At 59.6% G+C, this 25069-nt stretch carries 16 protein-coding genes, 1 rRNA gene and 1 pseudogene; 6 read left to right on the top strand and 12 right to left on the bottom strand.

What is annotated here, in order from left to right:
- Nucleotides 1-378: 378 nt before the first annotated feature.
- From O0879_RS18065 to O0879_RS18050, 4 genes are all read left to right on the top strand, one after another.
- The gene (locus tag O0879_RS18065; RefSeq protein WP_289917938.1) at nucleotides 379-1374 is read left to right on the top strand and encodes a BMP family ABC transporter substrate-binding protein; all 996 of its coding nucleotides are present in this window, start codon (nucleotides 379-381) and stop codon (nucleotides 1372-1374) included.
- Between the two features lie 81 nt (nucleotides 1375-1455).
- On the top strand, nucleotides 1456-2985 hold the full coding sequence (locus O0879_RS18060; RefSeq protein ID WP_099665375.1) for an ABC transporter ATP-binding protein: 1530 nt from the start codon (nucleotides 1456-1458) through the stop codon (nucleotides 2983-2985).
- Nucleotides 2982-4061 carry an ABC transporter permease gene (locus O0879_RS18055; protein WP_035824975.1) on the top strand — a complete coding sequence of 360 codons (1080 nt, stop codon included), beginning with the start codon at nucleotides 2982-2984 and terminating at the stop codon, nucleotides 4059-4061. Before O0879_RS18060 ends, O0879_RS18055 begins: the two co-directional genes overlap by 4 nt.
- A gap of 4 nt (nucleotides 4062-4065) precedes the next feature.
- On the top strand, nucleotides 4066-5037 hold the full coding sequence (locus O0879_RS18050) for an ABC transporter permease (protein WP_034754516.1): 972 nt from the start codon (nucleotides 4066-4068) through the stop codon (nucleotides 5035-5037).
- A 419-nt stretch (nucleotides 5038-5456) separates the two neighbouring features.
- Here the strand turns inward: O0879_RS18050 and O0879_RS18045 are convergent.
- Nucleotides 5457-6041, bottom strand: a pseudogene (locus tag O0879_RS18045) (NUDIX domain-containing protein); the annotation flags it as partial.
- 85 nt (nucleotides 6042-6126) lie between these two features.
- Between O0879_RS18045 and O0879_RS18040 the strand changes: the two are divergent.
- Nucleotides 6127-6891 carry a DeoR/GlpR family DNA-binding transcription regulator gene (locus O0879_RS18040; protein WP_289917935.1) on the top strand — a complete coding sequence of 255 codons (765 nt, stop codon included), beginning with the start codon at nucleotides 6127-6129 and terminating at the stop codon, nucleotides 6889-6891.
- Between the two features lie 35 nt (nucleotides 6892-6926).
- Here O0879_RS18040 and O0879_RS18035 read toward each other — a convergent pair whose 3' ends face one another.
- From O0879_RS18035 to puuE, 10 genes are all read right to left on the bottom strand, one after another.
- Nucleotides 6927-7997: a S1/P1 nuclease gene (locus O0879_RS18035; RefSeq protein WP_289917934.1), complete on the bottom strand. Its 1071-nt coding sequence runs from the start codon at nucleotides 7995-7997 to the stop codon at nucleotides 6927-6929.
- 2 nt (nucleotides 7998-7999) lie between these two features.
- Complete coding sequence (locus O0879_RS18030) at nucleotides 8000-9229, bottom strand: phospholipase D-like domain-containing protein (RefSeq protein ID WP_289917932.1); 1230 nt, start codon at nucleotides 9227-9229, stop codon at nucleotides 8000-8002.
- Between the two features lie 17 nt (nucleotides 9230-9246).
- The gene (locus O0879_RS18025) at nucleotides 9247-10944 is read right to left on the bottom strand and encodes a bifunctional metallophosphatase/5'-nucleotidase (RefSeq protein ID WP_289917931.1); all 1698 of its coding nucleotides are present in this window, start codon (nucleotides 10942-10944) and stop codon (nucleotides 9247-9249) included.
- Nucleotides 10945-11100: 156 nt separating this feature from the next.
- Nucleotides 11101-14547 carry a TonB-dependent receptor gene (locus tag O0879_RS18020; protein ID WP_289917929.1) on the bottom strand — a complete coding sequence of 1149 codons (3447 nt, stop codon included), beginning with the start codon at nucleotides 14545-14547 and terminating at the stop codon, nucleotides 11101-11103.
- A gap of 793 nt (nucleotides 14548-15340) precedes the next feature.
- Nucleotides 15341-16828 (bottom strand): adenosine deaminase, encoded by a 1488-nt coding sequence (locus O0879_RS18015; protein ID WP_289917927.1) that lies wholly within the window; start codon nucleotides 16826-16828, stop codon nucleotides 15341-15343.
- A 43-nt stretch (nucleotides 16829-16871) separates the two neighbouring features.
- Nucleotides 16872-18188: a guanine deaminase gene (gene guaD, locus O0879_RS18010; RefSeq protein WP_289917925.1), complete on the bottom strand. Its 1317-nt coding sequence runs from the start codon at nucleotides 18186-18188 to the stop codon at nucleotides 16872-16874.
- Nucleotides 18189-18197: 9 nt separating this feature from the next.
- Nucleotides 18198-19265: a xanthine dehydrogenase accessory protein XdhC gene (gene xdhC / locus O0879_RS18005; protein ID WP_289917923.1), complete on the bottom strand. Its 1068-nt coding sequence runs from the start codon at nucleotides 19263-19265 to the stop codon at nucleotides 18198-18200.
- A gap of 9 nt (nucleotides 19266-19274) precedes the next feature.
- Nucleotides 19275-21620, bottom strand: a complete 2346-nt coding sequence (gene xdhB / locus O0879_RS18000) for a xanthine dehydrogenase molybdopterin binding subunit (RefSeq protein ID WP_099665389.1) — start codon at nucleotides 21618-21620, stop codon at nucleotides 19275-19277.
- Nucleotides 21621-21630: 10 nt separating this feature from the next.
- Entirely contained in the window at nucleotides 21631-23097 is a 1467-nt protein-coding gene (xdhA, locus tag O0879_RS17995; RefSeq protein ID WP_289917921.1) for a xanthine dehydrogenase small subunit, read from the bottom strand.
- A gap of 99 nt (nucleotides 23098-23196) precedes the next feature.
- Entirely contained in the window at nucleotides 23197-24150 is a 954-nt protein-coding gene (gene puuE / locus O0879_RS17990) for an allantoinase PuuE (RefSeq protein ID WP_289917918.1), read from the bottom strand.
- A 121-nt stretch (nucleotides 24151-24271) separates the two neighbouring features.
- Between puuE and uraH the strand changes: the two genes are divergently transcribed.
- The gene (uraH, locus tag O0879_RS17985) at nucleotides 24272-24625 is read left to right on the top strand and encodes a hydroxyisourate hydrolase (RefSeq protein ID WP_070303439.1); all 354 of its coding nucleotides are present in this window, start codon (nucleotides 24272-24274) and stop codon (nucleotides 24623-24625) included.
- A 126-nt stretch (nucleotides 24626-24751) separates the two neighbouring features.
- Here uraH and rrf read toward each other — a convergent pair.
- A 5S ribosomal RNA gene (rrf, locus tag O0879_RS17980) occupies nucleotides 24752-24864 on the bottom strand.
- Nucleotides 24865-25069: the final 205 nt, after the last annotated feature.

Raw genomic sequence — 25069 nt, 5'->3', positions numbered from 1 at the left:
GCCGCAATTTATATGGCTTTCATATAAATAACTAAACAAAAACGTATTTGTCATACATATCTGGCATGATGCATAGTGATTCGGACGCCCATCGCGGCGCCGGTCCCGTGCATGCCCTGCCCGTCAACTGACGGCGCATCCCAGCCCGCTCCGGCAGCCCCCTTCGATGTTGTACCTGTAAAAGAGACAGGGTCGACTGTTGCATGAGCATCACATTGTCGACATAAAAGCAGTCAAGGTCAGCAATGATCTTGTGCAATACAGTGCAATGTTGATAAGGAATTATCACCTCGTGCATCAAAAACAGGCTAAATCGGCCCCAAATTATATGTTTCACCTATAAAAAATATACAATATCGATCTTCCAGGAGCCAATTCATGAAACTTACACAATTTAGTTTGACGATCGCAGCCGTATTTCTGACTGCTCAAGCGTCCGCGGCTACCCCAAAACTGGGTGTCGTGTATGACGCGGGCGGCAAGTTCGACAAGTCGTTCAACCAATCCGCTTTCGAAGGCGCCTCGCGCTTCAAAAAAGACACGGGCATTTCCTTCATCGAAGTGCAAGCATCGAGCGATACGCAAGCCGAGCAAGTCATGCGCGGCCTGGCCCGCAAGAAACTCGACATGATCGCCGCCATCGGCTTTGCGCAAACGCAAGCCGTGCAAAAGGTAGCCAAGGAATTCCCGAACGTAAAATTCGTGCTGATCGACGGCCAGGCCGCCGGCAGCAACGTCAATTCCGTCGTCTTCAAGGAAGAAGAAGGCTCCTATCTGGTGGGCGTGGCCGCGGCCATGGCCAGCAAGAGCAAGAAGGTCGGCTTCATCGGCGGCATCGATATTCCCCTGATCCGCAACTTCGCCTGCGGCTACGCGCAAGGCGTCAAGGCCGTCAACACGAAAGCGGAAATCACGCAAAACATGGTCGGCACCACGTCCGGCGCCTGGAATGACCCCGCCAAGGGCGGCGAACTGGCCCGCTCGCAATTCGAGCGCGGCGTCGATGTCGTCTTCGCCGTCGCAGGCGGCAGCGGCATGGGTACCCTGCAAATGGCCAAGGAAAAAGGCAAGCTGGCCATCGGCGTCGATTCGAACCAGAACCATTTGTATCCAGGCAGCATCCTGACCTCGATGGTCAAGCGCGTCGACAACACCGTCTATGACAGCTTCATGGAAGTCAAGAACGGCACCTGGAAGGGCGGCGTCAGCTATAAAGGCTTGAAAGAAGGCGGCGTGGATTGGGCGCTCGATGCGAACAACCGCAAGCTGATTACGCCGGAAATCGAAAAGCGCGTGTTGGGTGCGCGTAAGGACATTATCGATGGCAAGATCAAAGTGATCGATTACCGCGTCGGCAGCAGCTGCCCGGTTTAATTTTTCTCCGTATCTTTTAGCGCGCCGCCGGGGCCAGTCTCCGCGCGGCGCGTTTCCATGAAACTATCCAGTTATGAACCTATGCAGCCAGCAGTAGAATTTCGCAGCATTTCCAAGCAGTTTGGACATGTGAAGGCGAACGCCGACGTCAGCTTCTCCATCGCCAAGGGCAGTATCCACGGCCTGGTGGGGGAAAACGGCGCCGGCAAATCGACCTTGATGAGCATCCTGTACGGGTATTACCGTGCCGACGGCGGAGAAATCCTGCTCGACGGAAAAGTACAACCGATCCGCAACAGCCAGGAAGCGATCAACCTCGGCATCGGCATGGTGCACCAGCACTTCATGCTGGTCGAGAACTTCACCGTCCTCGACAATATCATGCTGGGCACGGAAGGCGGTTTTCGCCTGGCCAGCCACCGCACGGAAGCGGAAGCGAAGTTGCGCGAGATTTGCGCCCGCTACCGCCTCGACGTCGACCCGCTGGCAAAGATCGAAGACCTCTCCGTCGGTGCGCAGCAGCGCGTGGAAATCCTCAAGCAGATTTACCGCAGCGCCAATATCCTGATCCTCGACGAGCCGACAGCCGTGCTGACGGCCCAGGAAACGGCTTCGCTGTTTGAAATCTTGCGCCTGTTCAAGGAACAAGGCAAGACCATCATCCTGATCACGCACAAGCTGCAAGAGATCCTGGAAATCACCGACAACGTCACCGTCATGCGCGGCGGCACGGTGGTGGGCGCCGTGGCGACCGCCGGCACCTCGAAAGAGGAACTGGCCAACATGATGGTCGGCCGCCCCATCCAGAGCCACTTGCCGCGCGCACCGTACAATCCGGGCGCCACGGTGCTGGAAGTTGACGGTTTGCAACTAGCCGACGACCAGCAAGTCAAATTGCTTGCCGACATAGGTTTTAATCTGCGCGCCGGCGAAATCGTCGCCATCGCGGGCGTGTCGGGCAATGGCCAGAGCGAACTGCTGGAAATCCTGTCCGGCATGCGTTTGCCGACGTCGGGCAAGCTGCGCTTCCTGGACAAGGACTTGCCGTTTGCCAAGCGTCACGATGCCGATGGCTTGCCGCTGGCCTTCCGCGAACTGGGCATCGCCCACATTCCGGAAGACCGCTTGCGCGATGGCGTGGTGAAAAATTTTTCCGTCATGCAAAACACCATCCTCGGTTACCAGGACCACCTGAAAAACCGCTGGGGCTTGTTCAACTTCAAGGCCATCGGCGCCCGCTGCGCGCAATTGCTGAAGACTTTCGACGTGCGCCCGGCCAATCCGGACTTGCGCATCGGCTTGTTGTCGGGCGGTAACCAGCAAAAGGTGGTGATCGCGCGCGAAGTGCTGGCCAAGCCGAAACTGATGCTGGTGGGCCAGCCCACGCGCGGCGTCGACATCGGCACCATCGAAAGCATCCATACGCAATTGCTGGCCCTGCGCGACGCGGGCGTGGCGATCCTGCTGGTGTCCGTCGAACTGGAAGAAGTGCGGGCGCTGGCCGACCGCATTCTCGTCATGTGCGGCGGACGCATCACCGGCGAACTGAAAATTGAAGAATTCGATACCACCCGCATCGGTCTGTTGATGGGGGGAATGCATAAATCATGAATAACGACTTGCCACGCTGGGCGACAGCCTTTGTCATGCCCATGTTAAACCTGCTGTCGGCCTTGCTGGTCGCAGCCCTGGTGATTTATATGCTGGGCGAAGACCCGGCCGAATCGCTGTCGATCCTCGTCCACAGCGCCATCCTCAATCCGGAAGGCTTGAGCTATACGCTGTTCTACGCCAGCACATTCATCTTCACGGGCCTGTCCGTCTCCGTGGCGATGCAGGCCGGCCTGTTCAATATCGGTTCCGAAGGCCAGATGTATATCGGCGGCCTGGGCCTCACTGTCGCCATGCTGGCCTTCGACCAGACCCTGCCCGCCTGGCTGCTGATTCCGGCCGCCATGATCGGCGCGGCCCTGTTCGGCGCGCTGTGGGGTTTCCTGCCCGGCTACCTGCAGGCGAAGCGCGGCAGCCATATCGTCGTTACCACCATCATGTTCAACTTCATCGCCGCCAGCCTGATGAACTTCGTGATCGTGAAATACCTGATCCCGCCAGGCGAACAGAACACGGCCAGCCGCGTGTTTGCGGAAAGCGGTGAAATGCCGCGTCTGTCCACCTGGTTCCCGTCGCTGGGCGACACCCCGCTGAACATCAGCTTTATTTTGGCGATTGCCGCGCTGGTGATTTACGGCGTGATGGTCTGGCGCTCGTCGTGGGGCTTCAAGCTGCGCGCCACGGGCCTCAACAAGCACGCGGCCCACTATGCGGGCGTGTCGATCAGCAAGATGATCATCATCGTCATGCTGATCTCCGGCGCGCTGGCAGGCCTGGGTTCCGTCAATTCCATCATGGGTTCGACGCATTATCTGTCGCTCAACTTCGTCGGCGGCGCCGGCTTCATCGGCATCGCCATCGCCTTGATGGGCCGCCAGCATCCGGTCGGCATCTTCCTGTCGGCCGTGCTGTTCGGCGCGCTGATACAGGGTGGTTTCGACTTGTCGCTGGAAAAACCGAATATCCCGACGGAAACTTTCATTTTCATCCAGGGCTTGATCATCCTGTTCTGCGGCGCCATGGAAAACTTCTACGCACCGGCCATTTCCGCCCTGCTCAAGCGCACCAAAGGCTAACACCATGACACTCGACGACTTTCAATTCGCCAGCATCCTGGTATCGACCGTGCGCAATGCGCCCGTCCTGATCTTTGCCGCCATGGCCGGCCTGTTTGCCGAACGCAGCGGCATGATCGACATCGGCCTGGAAGGCAAGATCCTGGCCAGCGCCTTCGCGTCCGCCGCCGTGGCCTACACGACGCAAAACCCGTATTACGGCATGGCTGCCGGCATGCTCGTCTGCGTCGCCCTGGCCCTGCTGCAAGCCTATGTCAGCATCACGCAAAAGGGCAACCAGCTGGTAGCCGGCATGGCGATCAATATCGCCATGAGCGGACTGACGTTTGTTCTGGCGCAATTCTTCTTCCAGCAAGGCGGCCGCACGCCCGACCTCGGTTCGGCGCGGCTGTTCGACGTGGTCTTGCCAGGTACGCAATACGTGGAACATATCCCCTTCATCGGCTGGGTGTACGCCCACTTGATCGGCGGCCATTCCATCCTCGTCTACGTGGCATTCCTGCTGATTCCGCTCGTGCACTGGCTGCTGTACCACACGCGCTTCGGCCTGCGCCTGCGCGCCTGCGGCGAAAACCCGCACGCGGCCGACTCGGCTGGCGTGAGCGTGGAAGCGACGCGCTACCTGGCCATGCTGGTGGCCGGCATCCTGTGCTCGTTCTCGGGCGCATATCTTGCCATCGTGCAAAGCGGCTTCTTCCTGCGCGACATGTCGGCCGGCGCCGGCTACCTGGCCCTGACGGCCATGGTGTTCGGCAACTGGCGTCCCGTCTACACCTTCCTAGGCTGCCTGATGTTCGGCTTCTTTGCCGCCATCCAGATCCAGATTGAAGGCGTGGACTTGCCCGTCGTGGGCCGCATCCCCGGCTCGCTGATCCAGATGGTGCCGTATGTCGTCACCGTGATCGTGCTGGCGGGCTTGATGGCGAAATCCATCGCGCCGAAGGCCATCGGTATCCCCTTTGTGAAGTCCCGTTAAGAGGCTATCACATCATAAAAAAGCGAAGCCCGCGGGCTTCGCTTTTTTTACGCCTGCGCAATCTCGTCCAGCGAGAAATACACGGCCAGGCCCAAGTTGCGCGCCACCGCCACCATCTGGTCGGCTCCCTGGGAAGCGCCACCGATGCGCAGCACGGCATCGCAATGGCTGAGTAAACGCGTCGCATGCGCGTGGAACAACTCTTCATACACGGCGTCGCCCACCCGGGTGGAACCGGCCAGCGCCAGCATGGGCAAGGCCAGCCATTCACCGAGCACGGGCATGTGTCCCTTGGCATACAGGGGCAGGCAGACGGCTTGCATGGCGTCCACATTGCGCTGCATCAAGAGGGGGTCGTCGCCCGTGCCGGAACGATACGGGCCAGCTACTAAAATCTGCAGTCCTCTTTTGCGCGGCATCAAGTGCAACTGCGCATGCTGCAGCAGCATGATGGTCTTGCCGTCGCAGATGCGGCCATCGGCCACCATCTGCAGCGCTTGCGCCAGGGGCAGTTCCAGCACTTCGATATCCTCGCCCTCGTGCGCCAGGCCGCCGCCATCGCCGATGCGGCTGGCCGGATCGTATTCGGCCACAAAAAAATGCAGGCGCTCCGTCACGGAACCGGGGCTCATGAAAGCCTCGAACACTTTATGCACGGCGCCCACCGCATAGCCCGTTTCTTCTTCCACCTCGGCGCGGATGCGCTGCTCCGCACTGGCCTCTTCCAGCAAGCCGGCCGCCGATTCGATGAGGAAACCGTCGTGGCCTTCGCGGTAGGTGGGAAAGCGGAACTGGCGGATCAAAATCACCGTACGCTTGACTTTGTTGTAGAGCAAGATGGTGGCGCCATCGCCCCGGTCATAGGTTTCCCGCGTCTGCGTCTGCCATTGCCCATCACGGCGCAGATAGTCGAACGTGGTTTTCTGCAATAAATACCAATCGTGCGACAGGGTCTGCACGCCGTGGATGCGGACCCGTTCCTGCTTGCTATTTTCTTCACGCATAGTGTCTCCTTGTGCTTGTATATGCTTGCCTTTGCCGACTTTATCATGCAAACTCGTGCAATATCAAGAAAATACAAGAAAAATCATGCTGACACATCAACGCAAACAATACCTGCTGGACTTGCTCCAGCGCGAAGGCCAGATCGTCGCCAAGGCCGTCAGCGATAGCCTGGGCTTGTCGGAAGACACGATACGCCGCGACCTGCGCGAACTGGCGAAAGAGGGTCTATTGGAGCGCGTGCACGGCGGCGCCCTGCCCTTGCTGCCCCGTTCGCCCGCGCTGGCGCCGTTTTCCGGGCGCGAACAGATTTCGCTAGAAGCCAAGCCCGCCATCGGCCGCGCAGCGGGCGCCATGATACAAACGGGACAAGTGGTGTTTCTCGATGGCGGCACGACTGCCGTGCAACTGGCGCGCCAGCTGCCGCGGGAATTGCGCGCCACCATCGTCACGCACAGCCCTTCGATTGCCGTCGAACTGGTGAATCACCCCGGCGTCGAGGTCCTGATGCTGGGCGGGCGCCTGTACAAGCACTCGATCGTGGGTGTCGGTGCGGCAACCGTGGAAGCCATCGGCCGCATCCGCGCCGACCTGTACTTCATGGGTGTGTCCAGCCTGCATCCACAAGCGGGCATCACTACGGGGGACCATGAAGAAGCGTGCGTGAAACGCGCGCTGAGCGAAGCGTCCAGCCGCACTGTCGTGCTGGCTTCGCCGGAAAAGTTCAATACGGCCTCGCCGTTTCAAATCGTACCCTTGAGCCAGGTCAACGACATCATCGTTCACCGCGACGTGGAAGACGCCCTGATCGCGCCCTACCGCGAGATGGGGATCAGCATCACCCTGGCATGAAAAAAGCGGCCCGCAGGCCGCTTTCGCATGACACTTTACTGCGGCCAGATCGCCTGCAGCACGGCGGCCAGACGATAGCCCGCCTCGATCAGCTGCTGCTTCGCCAGCGCCGAGCTGGGCACGGGATAATTGTCCGGCACGTTCAAGTTCCACACATTGTAGACATCGCCCTTGCGGCTGGTCTGCTGCGTGGCCGGGCCGGCCTCCACGTCCGTGAAGGCAATCTTTGACGCCGCCAGCGAGGCATCGCCCCATTGATACGGCCAGGTGGCGGGGTCGCCAGTATTGACGCTGACCACAGGCGCGCTGGCGATCACGGTGCGCGCGAACTGCTGCGGCGTGCGCGTGCTCAGGCGGCGCATGGCGTAATCGACGACGGTCGTGTCCCAATATGAATGCAGGGGCTTGGTGGGCGACTTCGGATACGCGCTGGCGGGCTTGGCCGCGCCATCCTCGGCCGGCAGCGGTGCGGGAATCACGGCATCGGACAGAGCCGCCATCTTCGCATCGTCGAGCAGCAAGTCATTGCCGCCGCGCGCATTGAAAATGGTGACATCGTCAATCTGCGCCTGCGTGGCGGGCACGAAAAACTGGCCATCCTTGCCGACAAACGCATTGCCCACATGCAATGGCTGGTGGATATCACCGACCAGGTGCGTGATCAGGATCAACGCTTCGCGCTGGCTGAAGCCGTGCGGATTACTGGCCGCATCAGCCTTGCCTTGCAACACCAGGATCGCCTGCTTGAGCGTCTGCACGATATCGTCGTCGGCCGTGCCCACGCCATGGTCGTGGTAATGCGCGTTCTGGAACGGCACATTCGTGTAATGGTATTCGCCATGCTTGGGATTCGCCGCCACATAGGTCAACATTTCGGGCGATTGCGGACCGCAATACGTGCCCTTCACGCAATCGGGCCAGTTGGCGATCTTTTCCAGGCTTTCGCCCCGCAACAGCAATTTCTCCAGCCGCGCCTGCGCCGCGCTACCCTTGAGCAATTGATCGGCGATGGCGCCCACGGCGCGGTGGCCGTCGTTGCCCCAGGCCAGCACATTGCCGGAGGAGAAAGCCGCACCCAGCGCCAGCACCGTCAACAGTTTTTTCATGTTCACTCCTTGCCTTGCGGCGCCGCCTTGGCCGGCTTCGGATATTGCTTGTTGATATCGATAGGCTGCGCATACGCCGAGCTCCACGTCTGCTCATGCAGCGCGGCAATACGCTGCGCCATGGCATCGTTGCGCAGCACCACTTCCAGGTTGCGAGACAGGTCGAAATAGCCGCCCGCCCAGTTGCTCGTGCCGACCCAGGCCAGCTTGCCGTCGATGCTCATGGTCTTGCTGTGGATCACGCGCGCGAACGGGATGAAGCCCGTCGACGCCGTGGGTATCGTCACGATGCGGATTTCCACGTTCGGCACCAGGGCCAGGCTTTTCAGGTAGGCAATGGCGGGCGCTTCCGTGTTCCAGGCGGACACCATCAGCTTGATTTTCACACCGCGCTGGGCAGCCGCGCGCACGGCGTTGTCGATCACGGCGTAATACGGCCGCGTGCGGTTCGGGCCGTAGGACAGGGGGGCATAGTCGAGCAGTTGGATGCGCACTTCGCTTTTCGCTTCCGCCAGCAAGGCGGGCAAGCCTGTTTCCGAGTCGCCCACGCCGGCCGGGTTGTAAGCGTTCGGGCTGGCCAACAGGAAAGCGTTTTGCGCGTAATTGGCAGGCACGACCTTGCTGTTGAGCACCGTGGCGCGGCTGCCTTGCGACGTCAATGCCTGGGCATGCCAATCCTGCTCGAAAATCGCTTGCACCTGGTTCACCATGGCCGGCTCCGTGATCTTCAAGCCCGTCTCATGGATGTGCTCAAACGAGCGCCAGTCGAAATTCTGGCTGCCGATGTATGCCACCTGGCCATCGACGGCCAGGTATTTCGCGTGCACGATGCCATTGCCCGTGATTTTATTGAAATCGATGAGGCGCAAGTCCAGGTTCGGAATCGCCTTGATCTGGGCGATGGTCGCCGCTTCCGACAGGCCCACGCCCTTCTGGTCCAGCAGGAAGCGGATTTTCACGCCGCGCTGGCCCGCGGCCGTCAGGCTCGCCAGCACTTTGTCAAAGGCCGTGCCCGGCTTGCTGACGGCATAGAACTGGGCGATGACGATTTCTTTCTTGGCCGAATCAAACAGCTCGCTCCACACGGTAACGGGCTCGCGCAGGTCGGGATTGGTCAAGCTCGTTTCCACGGGCGAGGTGTGTACCAGCTCAAAGCCGGGAATCGTGAAATCGGCATGGGCCGTGCCCGCGAACAGACTGGAGAGAACGATAGAAACAAATAAGCGACGCATGGTTATTCCTTGTAATGTTATTTGACGCGCACGATGCGGCCGGCCGCCGTGGCGCTGCCAGCCGGCTTGCCGGCGCGCGCGCGGTCGATCAGGTAATTGCTGAAGGCGTCGATGTCGCGCACGCCCGTGTCCAGGCGGCGCGTGCCGGCCGCCAGCACGGTGAAGCGGTCGCCGCCACCGGCCAGGAAACTGTTGGCGGCGACTCGGTATTGTTGATTGTCTTCAAGAGGAATGCCATTCAGCATGATGCTGCCCGGCAGCACGCGCTGGCCTTGCGGCTGCGTGCTGTCCCAGCGGTAGCTAAAACCTTGGGACACTTGCAGCAGATTGCCCTCGCCGGCCTCTTCGCCCGGCCATTGCTGCTCGAGCAAGGTACGGATTTGCGCGCCGGAAAGACTCACGACGATCAGGGTATTGCCAAACGGCACCACGGCCTGGTTCTGGCCCACGTTCGTCATCAAGTCGGCGCCTGCTTCCAGGTCCTTGCGGATGCCGCCATTGTTCATCAGGCCAATTTGCGCGCCGGCTGCGCGCGCGCCAAACAGGGTACTGTCGGCCACCAGGTCGCCCAGCGGGGATGCGCCGCCGCCCTTGGTGCTGCGGCCCACGGTGGGCACGGCGATGGCGGCCACGGGACGCGACAATTCGGCCGCGCTGCGCTGCTTCACCGATTCCAGGTAGGCTGCTACGGCCGGGTCCGGCTCATACATGCCTGGCAGCATGACAACGTTTTGCGCGCTGGCATCGATCAGCGCATTCTTGACCGGATCGACCTTGAGCTTGATGCGCGTCAACATGTGTCCGCCCATTTGTGCCTGCGTCACCAGGCGGCCATCGACGCGGCACAAATAGCCCTGGTGCGAATGGCCGCTGATGACCAGCTGAATCGCCGGATCGAGACGTTTCACCACATCCACCACTTCGCCCTTCAGCTGGCTGCAATCGGGCTGGTCGACAGCTTCCTTGGTCTCGCCGCCCTGGTGCAGCAGCACGACGAACACGCCCACGCCCTGCGCGCGCAGCTGCGGCAAGGTGGCGTTGATGGCATCCGCTTCATCACCGAATTGCAAACCGGAAATGCCGGCGGCCGTCACCACGGACGGCGTATCTTTCAGCACGGCGCCGATGAAGCCCACCTTGACGCCATGCGCCTCTTCGATGCGGTAGGCGGGCAGCAAGGACTTGCCCGTCTGCGTGTCGATGACATTGGCCGCCATATAGGTATAGCTGGCGCCCTTGAAATCGGGGGTGAACTTGCACGCCTTGTCGGCGCGCGACGAGTCGCAGCCGCCGCGCTGCTGGCGCAGCAATTCCGCCTTGCCCTGGTCAAATTCATGGTTGCCGACGGAACTGGCCTTCATGCCCAGCATGTTCATGGCGACGATGCTCGGTTCATCGGCCCACAGCGCCGACATGGCGGGACTGGCGCCGACCAGGTCGCCATTGCCGACAAAAATCAGCTGCGCGTCTTCGCGCCGCCACGCCGTCAATGCGCCGGACAAGGTATCGATGCCACCGGCCTGCACCGTCTTGCGCTCGGCATCGGCGACGCTCGTGTAGGTAAATTTGCTGCGGTCGAGATTGCCGTGAAAATCGTTCAGGGCGACCAGGTTGATATCGACGGGCGCCGCGGAAGGCGTGGGAGGCGTGGCGCAGGCGGCCAGCAGCAAGGTCAGGGCCGCCGCTGCGGCGAGTGGTGTCAGATGATGTTTCATGGTCCCCACGTAGTCATCGTTGTCAAAAGAATCTGTCTCATCCGGGGGGACGCCGCGCGCCGCAAGCCCATCCGAGCATTACAAGAAAGCAGAACATAAACGAAAAAACGGCCGGTGTCGCCACCAGCCGTTTGCAACTTCAATCAAGCGTCGAGATTAGAACTCGTACTTGACCGTAGCCTGGATCGCCCATTGGGACTCACCCTTGTTTTGACGCACATCATAGTTTTCCACTTTGTCGCGGACTTGGTAGATGTAACGGCCTTGAGCATCGAGACCTGCGAAGTCAACAAAGCTGCGTGCCTGACCGCCACCGGATTGGAAGCCGATTTCATTGATACGGCCCCACTTGCGGTTGATCATGTTGCCCACGTTGAAGAAGTCCATCGTGAACACGCCTTTATTGCCTTTGAAGAAGCCTGGTACTTCCTGGCTGATACGCATATCGAAGCTGTTGGTCCATGGTGCGAAGCTGCCATTACGGGAAGCAACACCACCAGCGGATTTTTTCAGATCCGGGTTGCTGTTGACGAAAGCCCAGAAACGGTCTTCGTTGGCATGGTTGGTCGCGGTGTCGTTACGGAACACCACTTCACCCGAACCTGGTTTCGATGGAATGTACATCAGGTCGTTACCCTGCACGCCGTCGCCGTTCAAGTCATTGTTGACGGTCCAGCTGTAAGGCTTGCCCTTGCGGCCTTCATAGAACAGGCCGAAGCTTGTTTTGTAGGTACCGAAGAAACGTTTTTGCCAGTTGATCATGGCATTGAAACGGTCTTTCACCAGGTAGCTCGAGTTCGCCGCCACTTCTTCATTTGGATTGAAGATACTGCGGGCGTTGAAGTTCGAATTCGAAACCGACGACGTCAGTGGCGACACTTCCGTTGCATCCGTGTAGGTGTAGGCAACCGACCAGCCGAAGCCTTTGGTCATTGGCTGGCTCAGCGACAGAGTCACCAGATTGCCTTCTCCCTTGTCCGTTTTCTTGGCAACGAGAACGTTGTTGTAGGCCGTATTTTTCAGAGCACGCGACACAGCCCCCCCGCAAACCGGAGCCGCCGACGAGCTCAACGAGCCAGTGGCAGTCCAGCAATCGGTATTATAGGCATTGGCCGAATAGTACAGATTACGTCCATCCGAACCCTTTGCCGTCGGTGTACCCAAGTTCAGGTGCTCGTAGTAAATCGCATCCTTGTTCTTGGTGCGCAGGTATTCGGCACCGAAAACCAGACCCATCCATGGCAATTCATGTTCGAACGCCAGGTTGGCTTTCCAGATCGATGGCTGGCGCAGGTTTGGCGACAGGAAGTCGACGTTGGCGGCGCCATCACCGATAAAGACTGGTTGCTTGTCAGGATCAGGGTTGAACAGGCCGCCTACGGTCGTACACGGCTTGAAACTACCGCCGCAACCAACGACGCGGGTCGCCATGCCGGAGTTTGCAAACGGGTTCGACATCCACACGGTCGCCGCCGCACCTTGGAACAGGCCGGCACCACCACGGATTTGCGTCGGACGGGCACTGTCAAACGTATAGTTAAAGCCGACACGCGGCTGTACCAGGGTCTGGCCGTCGATGGTCTGGGTATTATCCAGGCCAAAACCGCCGGTCTGCGCGGTACCACCCAGGCCCGTGCGGCCACCCGTGGCGACGCCTGCCACCATCGGCGCGGCTGCGGCCGCATTGCGCGCAGGACGCTCGCCTATGGCGGCTTTATCCACACGCACGCCGTACTGGACGGTCAGGCGCTTGTTGACAGACCACACATCCTGCAGGAACAAGCCATAATTTTTCAGGCTAAAATCGGCGGCAGCGCCTTCAATTGTGCCGCCCACGACTGGAATCTGCACTTGGTACGAGCTAGGACGGCCAAGGCGGAAGTTTTCCAGGATCGCTTGCTGGATAATTTCGGGCGACGAAGCAGTCTTGCCGCCGCAGGTCACGCTACCAAACGAATACTTGTAGGTTGCCGAGCTATTCGTGCAATTGAATGTGTAATTGCCGTTGATGTTCTGGGCAAACAGGTTATACACATCGTTCTTGCTGTAATCGCCGCCAAACTTGACTTCATGATCACCCACAGCCCAGTTCGCGCCCAGATAGGCATCTTTGGTCTTGGTGGTCAGCACATTCAGCTGGCGGCTCATTTCCGTACCGAAGTTCAAGAAACGGTTATCGGTAGGAACGCCGGCTGGCGTGCCGGCAGGATTGGCACCACTAAATTGCAGGCCAATCGCTGGCAGGCGTGCGTTGTTCGTTGGCGTGCTTTCATAATCGCGCGACGACACCTTGAACTCGGTCGAGAAAGCCGGCGTCCAGTCAGCAAACCATTGGCCGACAACGGTTTCGATCTTCTTATTCTGCGTGTACCAGTAAGAATTGAGCGACAGGCCAGTGGCCGACACGCCAGGGAACATCGGCTCGGATTGGTCCGTTTTCGAATAACGTACCATGGCGCGATGGTTATCGTTGATATTCCAGTCCAGTTTCAACAGGGTATCGTTCACCAGCAGCTGAGTGCCTGCTGGGATTGCCGTGGTACCGATATCGAGGCCACCGTAGTTATTCTTGGCGATCGCTTGCGCTGCCGCAATTGCGGCATCGGAAATACCGACGTTGGTTTTGTTGCTGCCCAGTGGGCCAAACGATGGCGCGGTGCGCGTGCTTTCCAGGCGCTCTTTATTGGCGAAGAAGAACAGTTTGTCCTTGATCAATGGGCCGCCGACGGTAACGCCCTTGGTCGTTTCGCGGAATGGCTCAGGGGAGCTATAGGTGTCTTTGTTATTATCATAACGATCACCAGCCATCTTGTCGTTACGGAAAACGAAATAGGCGCTGCCTTTGAATTCGTTGGTACCCGACTTGGTCACGGCATTGATGTTGGCGCCCGTATAGCCTTTTTGCGTCACGTCATAGTTGGCGACGTTGACTTGCACGGACTGGATCGCCTCGATCGAAATCGGTTGCTTGGCGGTCGGGCTGCCATTCGATTCCAGGCCGAAGGTGTCGTTCACTGCCACGCCATCGATGGTCATCGAGTTGTAGCGCGAGTTTTGACCGGCGACGGACAATTCGCCACGCTCTTTGTCGGTTTGCGATACGCGTGGGTCGGAACGAGCATAATCTTGCAGATTACGTTGGATCGACGCTTGCATGGCCAGCTCGGTTGGACCGATGCTGGTACCGGCGCCCATGTTGGATTTGCTGAACTTATCCGAACGGCCAGCACTGCCAGTCACGCTCACGGTTTGCATCGGCGCGCCGAGGGTGGCGTCCACGCTGGCCGTTTCAGCCAGTTGCACGTACACGCCTTCGCGTTTCTCAACTTGACCGTTCTTGGTCACGGTGATCGTGTAAGGGCCACCGGCACGCAAGCCGCGCGCGACGTAGCGGCCTTCCGCATCGGTCGTCACATTGCTGACGGAACCCGACTCGGTATGCACGATGGTGACAGTGGCGCCGGCTGCCGGCTGGCCGTCGGTGGAGGAAATGCGTCCGCCAATGGAGGAGGTAGTGTTCTGTGCGATCGATGGTATCGTCGCCAGTGCAATAGACAGGCTGAACGCGATTTGCGTTAGCCGAAGTCGTTTGTGATTGATCATCTTTAACCCCAGAAAAGACTATTATTTTTGAAAATCCTGGTTTGCCCCACCGTCCGGCTGCGCCGCACAGCAAAACAAACACAACATTTCCTCTTTACGATGCTGCAACTGTTACGCCGGCGGGACTGGCTGCGGTCCTGACAAGACCGTCACAAAACGCCGCTCCACACATCACAACCATTCCTATTCAGACAATAACGGCGGAAAAAACTGCGACCGATCCGTACGACCCAGGGCGCTAGCTCCTGTGTCATTCACCCGACAGGCTTACCCGGCGAACATGGCAAGCCGCGAGTGTAATTGTTAAATATTTCAAGACTGTGACACGGCGGTAAAATGCAGAGGAATGTCGTCATTTAGTTGCGCGACTGTTTGTTTCACTCTGCATCTCACCTTTATTTACTGCAAATACCCATCTTCATACGCTATCAGCCATATGAATTGTGACTTTTTAATATCACATTCATCCCACTATGCATCATCAAAAAATGGATGACAAATACGTTTTTTTTTACATATTTATATATTTTAAGTATAAATAGCGTGGGGTAACTAGCTGGATTGATATCGTGCTGACAGCGTCCGGGCTTATGGCGCGTGATTATAAATGAGCAATATGTACTTGAAATTGATTCATCCAAGAAATTGGACAAAGTCGTGCATCTGCCGTTAATTGTGTCGCATGGCCGCCACAAAATTAACAAAAATACATTGCCGGGATTTGAGGGGGAGAAATGAAAACGGCCGGAATATCCGGCCGTCCTGAGAGTATCAGTTGTGAACGTCGCGCAACTTACGGTTTGCTGTTCTTGCCTGCCTTGTCGGCCGCGGCAATTTGCGCTTCAAAGCGGGTGAAACGGGCATCGAGTGCTTTCAGCAAACGTTGCTTGTCCGCTTCCGCCAGGAACGAGTACCGCAAGCTGTTATACGACAGCTTTTTGACTTCCGCATAATCGGTCTTGTACTGGCTGGCAAACAGCACGTACTCATTCGACAGGGTATTGCGCGAGACGCCCGCGTCATCGGTGGAGATGACGAAGGGCACGCCATATTTACGGTACAGGGTGATCGGATGGGCCTGACCCTTGATGCCGAGAATGTAATCGTTACTGGTCAGGTTCACTTCCACGGGTATGCCCCGTTCGCGCATCTTTTGCATGGTCGCCAGCGCATTGTGCTCGTAGGCGATATCCATGCCGTGACCGATACGGTCGGCGCCCGCCACATCGACGGCTTCGGCGATATGGAAAGCCATGCCTTCCGGCGGCACCATGCCCAGCGCCAGCTCGCCGGCGTGCAAGGCGATCTTAACGTTCGGATACTTTGCCTTGAGGAACTTGAACATTTCCATGTGCAGGCTGTAATCGCGCATCGACACGTTCACGCTTTCCTGGCCCACGATGTTCACGCCCACCAGCAAGGGATTCAAGCTCGCTGCCTTGAACGCGGCCACCATCGAGGAAAAAACTTGCGATGGCGACAGGAAACGCAACACATACGCCTGGTAACGCATGGTGAAGTGCGCATCGTCGATGCCGGCGCTGCTGGCGTTGACGTTGTCGTTGTAGGCGGTGATGCTTTTCTGGAAGCCGGCATCCTGCTCCAGGCTGCCTGTCCAGTTGGCCAGCAGCGCTTGCAGCGCGGCCGGCTGCAAGCCCGGCGCCAGCACTTGCTGGTCGAACTGCGCGTTTTGCACGAATGGCGACAGCTCAAAGATCGTCTCAATATAGCTGAGGTTTTCCGCGATGGCGCGCTGCTTCAGGGTTTTCAGACCATCGGCCGTGTTCGTGGATGCCACGGGGCCGAAATAGCCAAAGGTATCAAAGAAGGTACGGTCCGGCGGCGTCTGGATGGCGCCGTGATTATAGAAATCCTTGGTCGACCAGCGCTGCAGCAATTCCGCATACAGGCCCGCATCGGCAAACACTTCCGTGGACGACAGGCATCCACGCTGCGCGGCCGGCTTGGCGCGCTCGGCCGCCACGACGTCCTTGTTGCTTTCGATGCGATACGTTATCTTGTTGACGCAATAGTTTTCCTTGTCGACCCAGTCGAGGAATTGCTCGGCGTAAATGGCGCCCGAGTAATGGTGATGCAAGTCACCGCCCTTGGGCATCATGGAAAAGAACAGGCTCAACTCGGCTGTCTTCGGCTGCGCACCGGCAACCAGGGCGGCAAAATGGCGCGCGGTGGCTGCTTCATTGGAAGACGGGGCGGCCTGCGCCGTTCCGGTCAAGGCCAGCGCGGCGCCAAGCGCCAGGCCAGTGAGTTTCTTGTGCATTCGCGTTCTCGCTCAGGATAATTCGTGTTGAACAACGGGTAGGTCAGCCCTGCCCCCGCACATGCACGCATCGACCGCCTGAATAGGTGGCGGCCACGGCACGGTCGTCGCCCAGCAGCGCAAAGGCAAACAGCAATTCCTCCAGGCTTTGACAGCCGGCCGTGCGGCGCTCGAGCAGCGGCGTCGATTGCTTGTCGAGCACAATAAAATCCGCTTCCGTGCCTGCCGCGAAATTGCCCAGGGTGCCTTCCAGTTGCATGGCCCGTGCAGCGCCCAGGGTCGCCAGATAAAACATGCGTAAGGCGGGCAGATAGCTGCCTTTCAAGCGTGCTACTTTATAGGCTTCGTTCATTGTTTGCAACATCGAGAACGAGGTGCCGCCCCCCACGTCGGTGGCCAGCGACAGCAGCACCCGCGCCGCATCGGCCCGCTCGAAATCGAACAGGCCGCTGCCCAGGAACAAGTTTGATGTAGGACAAATGGCGGCCGCCGACGACGTCTCCGCCATGCGCGCGCGGTCGCGCTCGTCGAGCCAGATACAGTGCCCGAACATGGCGCGCGGACGCAGCATGCCGTACTGGTCATACACATCGAGATAGCTGCGCGCCTGCGGATGCAATTCGCGCACCCAGCGGCATTCATCCGCGTTTTCCGACACGTGCGTCTGCAAATACGTATCCGGATAGGCGCGCGCCAGCTCGCCCGCCAGGTGCATCTGTTCGTTGGTGGACGTCGGCACGAAACGGGGCGTGATCGCGTACAGCGAACGGCCGTGCTTGTGCCAGCGCTGGATCAGCTCTTCGCTTTCGCGCGCACCCGACTCGGCCGTGTCGCGCAGGAACTCGGGGCAATTGCGGTCCATCATGACCTTGCCCGCCACCATGCGCAAGCCGCGCGCCTCGCTGGCGCCAAAGAAGGCATCGACCGATTGCGGATGCACGCTGCCATACACCATGGCCGTCGTGGTGCCGCAGCGCAGCAGTTCATCGAGGAAAAACTCGGCCACATCGCGCGCATGTTGAGGATTCTCAAACGCGCGCTCGGTAGGAAACGTATACGTTTCCAGCCACGGCAGCAAACCGGGAGCGGGCGAGGCGATCATTTCCGTCTGCGGGAAGTGCAGATGGGTATCGATGAAACCCGGCACGATCAGCTTGCCGCGGTAATCGACGATCTCGGTGCCGGGCGGCAAAGTCGCTTGCAGCTGCGCATAATCGCCGGCGGCCACGACCTTGCCATCGGCCACGATCAGCAAGCCATCCGCATGCCAGCCGTGCGCCTCCTCGCTAAAGGCGGGATCGGCGTGGAAGTGCAGCAAGCTGGCACGGTAAGCTTGCAATGTAGCAGGAACAATCGGCATGACTTCTTTCTATAACGGGTGAATGGCGGCGCGTTTCTCGCGTCGCGGTGGCGCGCTGGCCGAGGCCAGCCGCAGCGGTGCGGCCAGGGCGGCCGCGGCCGCTTCCTCCCACACCATGAGTAGTTGACAGGCAACGGACGCGGCGATCACGGCCGGCGCCTTGTTGCGGATGCCGGGCATGCCGATCGGACACACCATGGCGGCAATACGTTCGTCCGGCACGCCGCGTGCCTGCAGGCGGTGCTCGAACTGCTTGCGTTTCGTGTGCGAACCAATCAAGCCGAACCAGCCCGCATCCTCGCGCTCCATGATGGCTTGCGTCAAGCGCTGATCGAGCGCATGGCTATGCGTCATGACGAGAAAACTGCCGCCCGGCGGCGCCATGGCGACAAATTCCTCGGGCGTATCGGTGGCGGCGATGCGCACATTATCCGGTAGTTGCACGGGAAACATGTCTTCGCGTTCATCGACCCAGGTGATATTGCAAGGCAAGTAGGCCAGCGCGCGCACGATGGCGGCGCCCACATGGCCGGCGCCAAACAAGGTCAAATGGGCGCGCGGCGCCAGGCAGGGATCGACCAGCCAGCGCCGGCCCTTGCCATCCTGGGCCACATGGGTACTGCGTTCGCGCGAAAACGTGTCGGGCGCCTGTGCAGCAGTCCCGGCGATCAGGCGACCGGCAGCATCGAACAGCGCCGACGCGGTTTCACCGTCGAGCGCCGTCAAACGCCAACTGTCTTGCTGGCGGCGTTCGCGCAAGGCGGCCAGCAATTCTTTCAGGCTGGCATCGACATATTCGAATGCCAGGTGGACGACGCCGCCGCAGCATTGTCCCAGGCTGGGGCCCAGTGCAAAACGCTCGAGCCGCGCATGGGTCTCGCCCGTTGCCAGCATGGTCTTGGCGATTTCCACGGCGCGCAATTCCAGGTGGCCGCCACCGATGGTGTCCACCTGGCCATCGAGGGTCACGCGCATCTTCGCGCCCGCCTCCCGCGGTCCGGAACCTTCCACCAGGGCAACCGTCACCAGCACGGATGGCTGCGTGTCGTTCTCCATCGCTGTCAGCCAGTCGCTCATGCTCTGCTCCTAGGCGCCGGCATGCGCCGCTTGCACGGCCATGACCGCCTTGAGGATTTCCTCGCTGGTGGCTGGGGCATTCAGCGGTGGCTGCACGGCGTGATGGCCCACGCTGGAAATGGCGTCGCGGATGGCGAAGAACACGGAAAACGGCAACAGCAGCGGCGGCTCGCCCACGGCCTTGGAACGGTGGATGCTGTCTTCCACATTGCGATTCTGAAACAGTTTCACACGAAAATCTTCCGGGCAATCGGAAATGCCAGGAATTTTGTACGTCGATGGCGCGTGCGTCATCAGCTTGCCCGCAGCATTCCACCACAGCTGCTCCGTCGTCAGCCAGCCCATGCCCTGGATAAATGCCCCCTCCACTTGACCCAGATCAATCGCGGGATTCAATGACTGGCCCGCATCGTACAAGGCGTCCGCACGCAGCAATTTCCATTCGCCTGTCAGGGTATCGACCACCACTTCGGCCACGGCCGCGCCATACGCGTAATACGAAAACGGATGGCCCGTCATCGTCTTCGCATCCCACGACAGGCCGGGCGTGGCATAGAAACCGTCCGACCACAGTTGTACGCGGGCCAGATACGCCTTCTGCACCAGTTCGGCAAACGCGACGACATGGCCATGCACGTGGATATGGTTGTCAAAGAAGCGCACAGCAGCAACGTCGCCGCCGTACAGTTTGACCGCGTAATCGGCCAGGCGTTCACGGATCTGGCGCGCCGCGTCCTGCGCCGCCTTGCCGTTCAGGTCGGCGCCGGTGGACGCTGCCGTGGCCGACGTATTCGCCACCTTGCTGGTATCGGTGGCCGTGGCCCGCACGCGGTCCAGGTCCAGGCCCAGCTCGTGCGCCACCACCTGCATGACCTTGGTATTGATGCCCTGCCCCATTTCCGTGCCGCCATGGTTGACCAGAACGGAGCCATCCACGTACACGTGCACGAGGGCGCCGGCCTGGTTCAGATGCGTGACGTTGAAGGCAATGCCGAATTTCAAGGGCGTGAAGGCCAGGCCCTTCTTCAGGACTGGACTGGCCTCGTTGTAGGCGTCGATGGCGCGGCGGCGCGCCCGGTAATCGCTGCTCTCTTCCAGTTCGGCAACGAGTTCATGAATCACGTTGTCGACGATCTTCTGCCCGTAGGGCGTGACGTTGCGTCCCTCGGCATCGTTGCGGCCATAGAAATTGAGCAGGCGGATATCGAGCGCATCGCGTTGCAAGTGGCGGGCGATTTCATCGATGACGTACTCGATGGCAATGGCGCCCTGCGGCCCGCCAAAGCCCCGGAAAGCCGTGTTCGACTGGGTATTCGTCTTGCCGCAGGCGGCGCGGATGTCCACGTCGGACAGGTAATATGTGTTGTCGAAGTGGCAGACGGCGCGCGTGGCGACGGGGCCGGACAAGTCGGCCGAATAACCGGCGCGCGTGGTCATGTCGACCTTGGCGGCAAGGATGCGGCCTTCGTCGTCGTAGCCCACTTCGTACTCATAGTAAAAACAGTGGCGCTTGCCCGTCACCAGCATGTCGTCGTCGCGGTCGGCGCGCAATTTCACGGGACGCTTCAGTTTGGCCGCCGCAATCGATGACGCCGCCGCCCACAGGGCCGATTGCGATTCCTTGCCGCCGAAGCCGCCGCCCATGCGCCGGCACTCGACCGTGATGTTGTGCGAATGCACGCCCAGCGCATGCGCCACCACGTGCTGCATCTCGCTCGGATGCTGGGTCGAACACAGCACCAGCATGCCCTGCGCTTCCTTCGGGATGGCGTAGGAAATCTGTCCTTCCAGATAAAACTGTTCCTGGCCGCCCACGTAGAGTTGGCCCTTTACCACATGCGGCGCGCCTTCGAACGCGGCCTGGTAGTTGCCGCGCGTCAGCTGCATCGGCGGCAGCACGTACGATTGCGCGGCCTTGGCCGCTTGCGGCGTCATGATCGCGGGCAATTCCTCATATGACACTTGCGCCAGGCGGGCGGCGCGGCGCGCATGGTCATGCGTATCGGCCACGACGATGAAGATGGGCTGGCCCACGTATTGCACCAGATCAAAAGCCAGGATGGGATCATCGTGGATAATGGGACCGCAATCATTGGTGCCGGGAATGTCCTGCGCCGTATAGACGGCGACGACACCGCCAGCGGCGCGCACGGCCGACAAATCCATGGCCGTAATGCGCGCGTGCGGCTTTTGCGACAGCCCCAGCGCCGCATGCAAGGTGCCTTGCAGTTCGGCGATATCGTCCGTGTACGTGGCTTGTCCCAGCACATGCAATTGCGCCGATTCATGCGGGCTGGGCTTGCCCACGGCGGCCCAGGCGGCCGCTTGCAGTTCGGGCGTGGCAGGATGGTTCATGCTGGTCCTTTCAGGCGCGGCAAGCGTAGGCGTTGACGGCAGTGCGCAACAGCGGCGCACCGGGGCGTGTTTCCAGCCAGAAGCGGCGCAACAGGTTTTGCGCCGTCGTCATGCGGTAAATATTCGACGCGCGCATGTCCGACAGGGGCGCGTAATCGTCGGCCAGCAAGCGCATGGCGATGACCAGGTTGTCTTCCGTCCACGCCTGTCCACGCAAAAATGCTTCCGTTTGCGCGGCGCGCTGCGGCGTGGCCGCCATGCCGCCAAAGGCGATGCGCGCATCGACGATATGTTCGCCATCGAGCTGGAACGCGAACGCGGCGCACACGGCCGAAATATCCTGGTCGAAGCGCTTGGCCAGTTTATAGGTGCGAAATTGCACGTCGGCACGTGGCAAGGGAACGCGCACGGCTTCGACGAATTCGCCTGGCTGCAAATCTTTCTTTTGGTACCCCAGATAGAAGTTTTCCAGCGGCATGATGCGCTGTCCGGCAGGGCCGCGCAGCACGATCTCGCTGCCCAGTGCAATCAGCCACGGCATCGAGTCGCCGATGGGAGAACCATTGGCCACATTGCCGCCCAAAGTACCGGCGTTACGAATCGGCAAGGAGGCAAAGCGCTGCCACAGTTCCGACAATTCCTCCGGGTAATGCTGGCACAGCGCCCCGTAAGCATCGTTCAGGCTGGCGCCGGCGCCGATGTGCAGCTTGCCGTCAACGAGGGCAATCGTCTTCAGCGCGGCCACGTTGCCCAGATAAATGATGTCGCCCAGGTCGCGCAATTGCTTGGTCACCCACAAGCCCACGTCCGTGGAACCGGCCAGCAGGCAGGCTTGCGGCTTTTCCGCGCGCAACGCCACCAATTCATCGATGCTGCGCGGCGCGTGGAAGTGCTGGCCGCCATGTTCATACGTATGCAGGCTGCCGCGCTGCAGCGCCTGCAATTGCCCCCTCAAGGCATCGCGATCGAACGTGACGTGCGGCAATTCCCCCATGCGCCTGGCGGCATCGATGATGGGCCGATAACCGGTGCAGCGGCACAGATTGCCCGACAGGGTGTCGTCGATTTCGCAGCGCGTGGGCGTCTCGCCGTTTTTTTTCAGGTACATGCCCCACAAGGACATGACAAAACCGGGCGTGCAAAAACCGCACTGGGAACCGTGGCACTCGACCATCGCCTGCTGCACCGGGTGCAGGGCGCCGTCGGGCTGTTGCAAGTCTTCCACGGAAAACAGGGCCTTGCCATCGAGGGTGGGCGTGAGCTGGATGCAGGCGTTGACGGCCTTCATCTCGACCTGGCCATCGACCAGGCTGCCGATGACGACGGTGCAGGCGCCGCAATCGCCTTCGGCGCAGCCTTCCTTGGTACCCGTGCAATGCAAATCCTCGCGCAGGTGCTGCAACACAGTCTGCGTAGGGGCGGCGTTGCGTACTTCCTGTACGGCACCACGGTAATAAAAGCGGATCGGTTCTGACATGCTGGCCTCGGTATAGTCCCAGTATAGGAGATTAACACCGGCATATGGGACAACTATATGCAAAGACTGATTTTACTTATCATCCAATATCAATACCCATCAAGCAGCATAGGGATGCGTCGCATGCCAGTGCTCAGCGATATCGATGCGGCGCGTGATCCATACCTGATCATGGCCCTGGACATAGTCGAGAAAGCGCGCCAGCGCCGCGGCCCGTCCCGGACGTCCCACCAGGCGGCAATGCAAGCCCACCGACAACATCTTCGGCTGATTCAAGCCGTTCGGATCGCCTTCCGCATACAGCACATCGAAGGCATCCTTCAGATAATCGAAAAATTGCGTGCCCGAATTAAAGCCTTGCATGGCGGCAAAGCGCATGTCGTTCGTGTCCAGGGTGTAGGGCACGATCAGCTGCGGCTGCACGGCCGGCATGCCGGCGGCATCCGTGTACGCCACTTTTTCCCAGAATGGCAGATCGTCGCCATAGTAATCGGCGTCGTAGCGGAAACCGCCATGCTCGACCACCAGTTTGCGCGTATTGGGCGAATCGCGCCCCGTGTACCAGCCTTGCGGGGCCGAACCCGTCAATTCGCGGATGATCTGCACGGCTTCGCGCATGTGTTCGCGCTCCGTTGCTTCATCCATATTTTGGTAGGAAATCCAGCGCAAGCCATGACAGGCGATTTCATGCCCCAGTTGCTGGAACGCGGCCACCGCCTCCGGATTGCGTTTCAAGGCCATCGATACGCCAAATACGGTCAACGGCAGGCGCCGGTCCTCGAACATGCGCAGCAGGCGCCATAATCCGGCACGCGAGCCGTATTCGTAGATCGACTCCATGCTCAGGTGGCGCGCGGGAAAAGCGGCCGCACCGATCATTTCCGATAAAAAGGTTTCCGAGGCGGGATCGCCATGCAGCACGCTGTTTTCCGCCCCTTCCTCGTAATTGAGGACGAATTGCAGGGCGATGCGGGCCTTGCCTGGCCATTGCGGATGCGGGGGCGTGCGGCCATAGCCGATCAAGTCGCGTGGATAATCTTCGTAATTGTTCATGCGGAGGCGCGCCTATAGGAGGACAATGTTGGCTATATGCCCAATCATATAGCCAGGCGCAGTCACCGGTATATGATTTGCACGATAAGCACATTCACTCACCCTATATACAGGATAGCAAATGGGAAAACTCAGCACGCATGTACTCGATATCGCCCACGGCAGACCGGGAGCCGGCGTCAAGGTGGCCCTGTTTTCAGTCGCGCCGGAAGGAAAAGTGCTATTGAAGATGGATATGACCAATAGCGATGGCCGCTGCAGCACGCCTTTGCTGGAAGGCGAGAGCATGAAAGCGGGTCAATATGAACTGGTGTTCAACGCAGGCGACTATTTCGCCGCCCAGGGAGTGGAACTGCCTTCGCCCCGCTTCATCGATCTGGTCACCCTGGCCTTCGGCATTGCGCATACGGACGAGAACTACCACGTGCCGCTGGTGGTGTCGCCGTGGTCGTATTCGACCTATCGCGGAAGTTAAGCGACGTTACATGACAAAGGCAGCGCGCAGCGCTGCTTTTTTTACGCCTGTCTGTTGGCAAAACCAAACCGCCAGACGTAAAAAAACCCCAACCGGATCACCGGAAGGGGTTTTTTCGAATAACAAGCCTGACGATAACCTACTTTCACACTGGTTGCAGCACTATCATCGGCGCAAAGTTGTTTCACGGTCCTGTTCGGGATGGGAAGGGGTGGGACCAACTTGCTATGGTCATCAGGCATAACTTGTACTGGCATTTGTCCTCAGTGGAGCGACAAAGCCTGAATCTGGAAGAAGCAAAGATTAGGGTAATGAATAGTGGTATCAACACACACGCAACGTTGTACCGTCTTATCCTCTGTACCTGCTAAGGTTATAGGGACAAGCCGTACGGGCAATTAGTACTGGTTAGCTTAATGCATTACTGCACTTCCACACCCAGCC

It is taken from the genome of Janthinobacterium sp. SUN120 (genome assembly GCF_030397735.1).
GTDB lineage: Bacteria > Pseudomonadota > Gammaproteobacteria > Burkholderiales > Burkholderiaceae_D > Janthinobacterium > Janthinobacterium kumbetense.
Note: the sequence above shows the minus strand (reverse complement) of the source record. Positions and strands in the feature narration are given on the sequence as shown.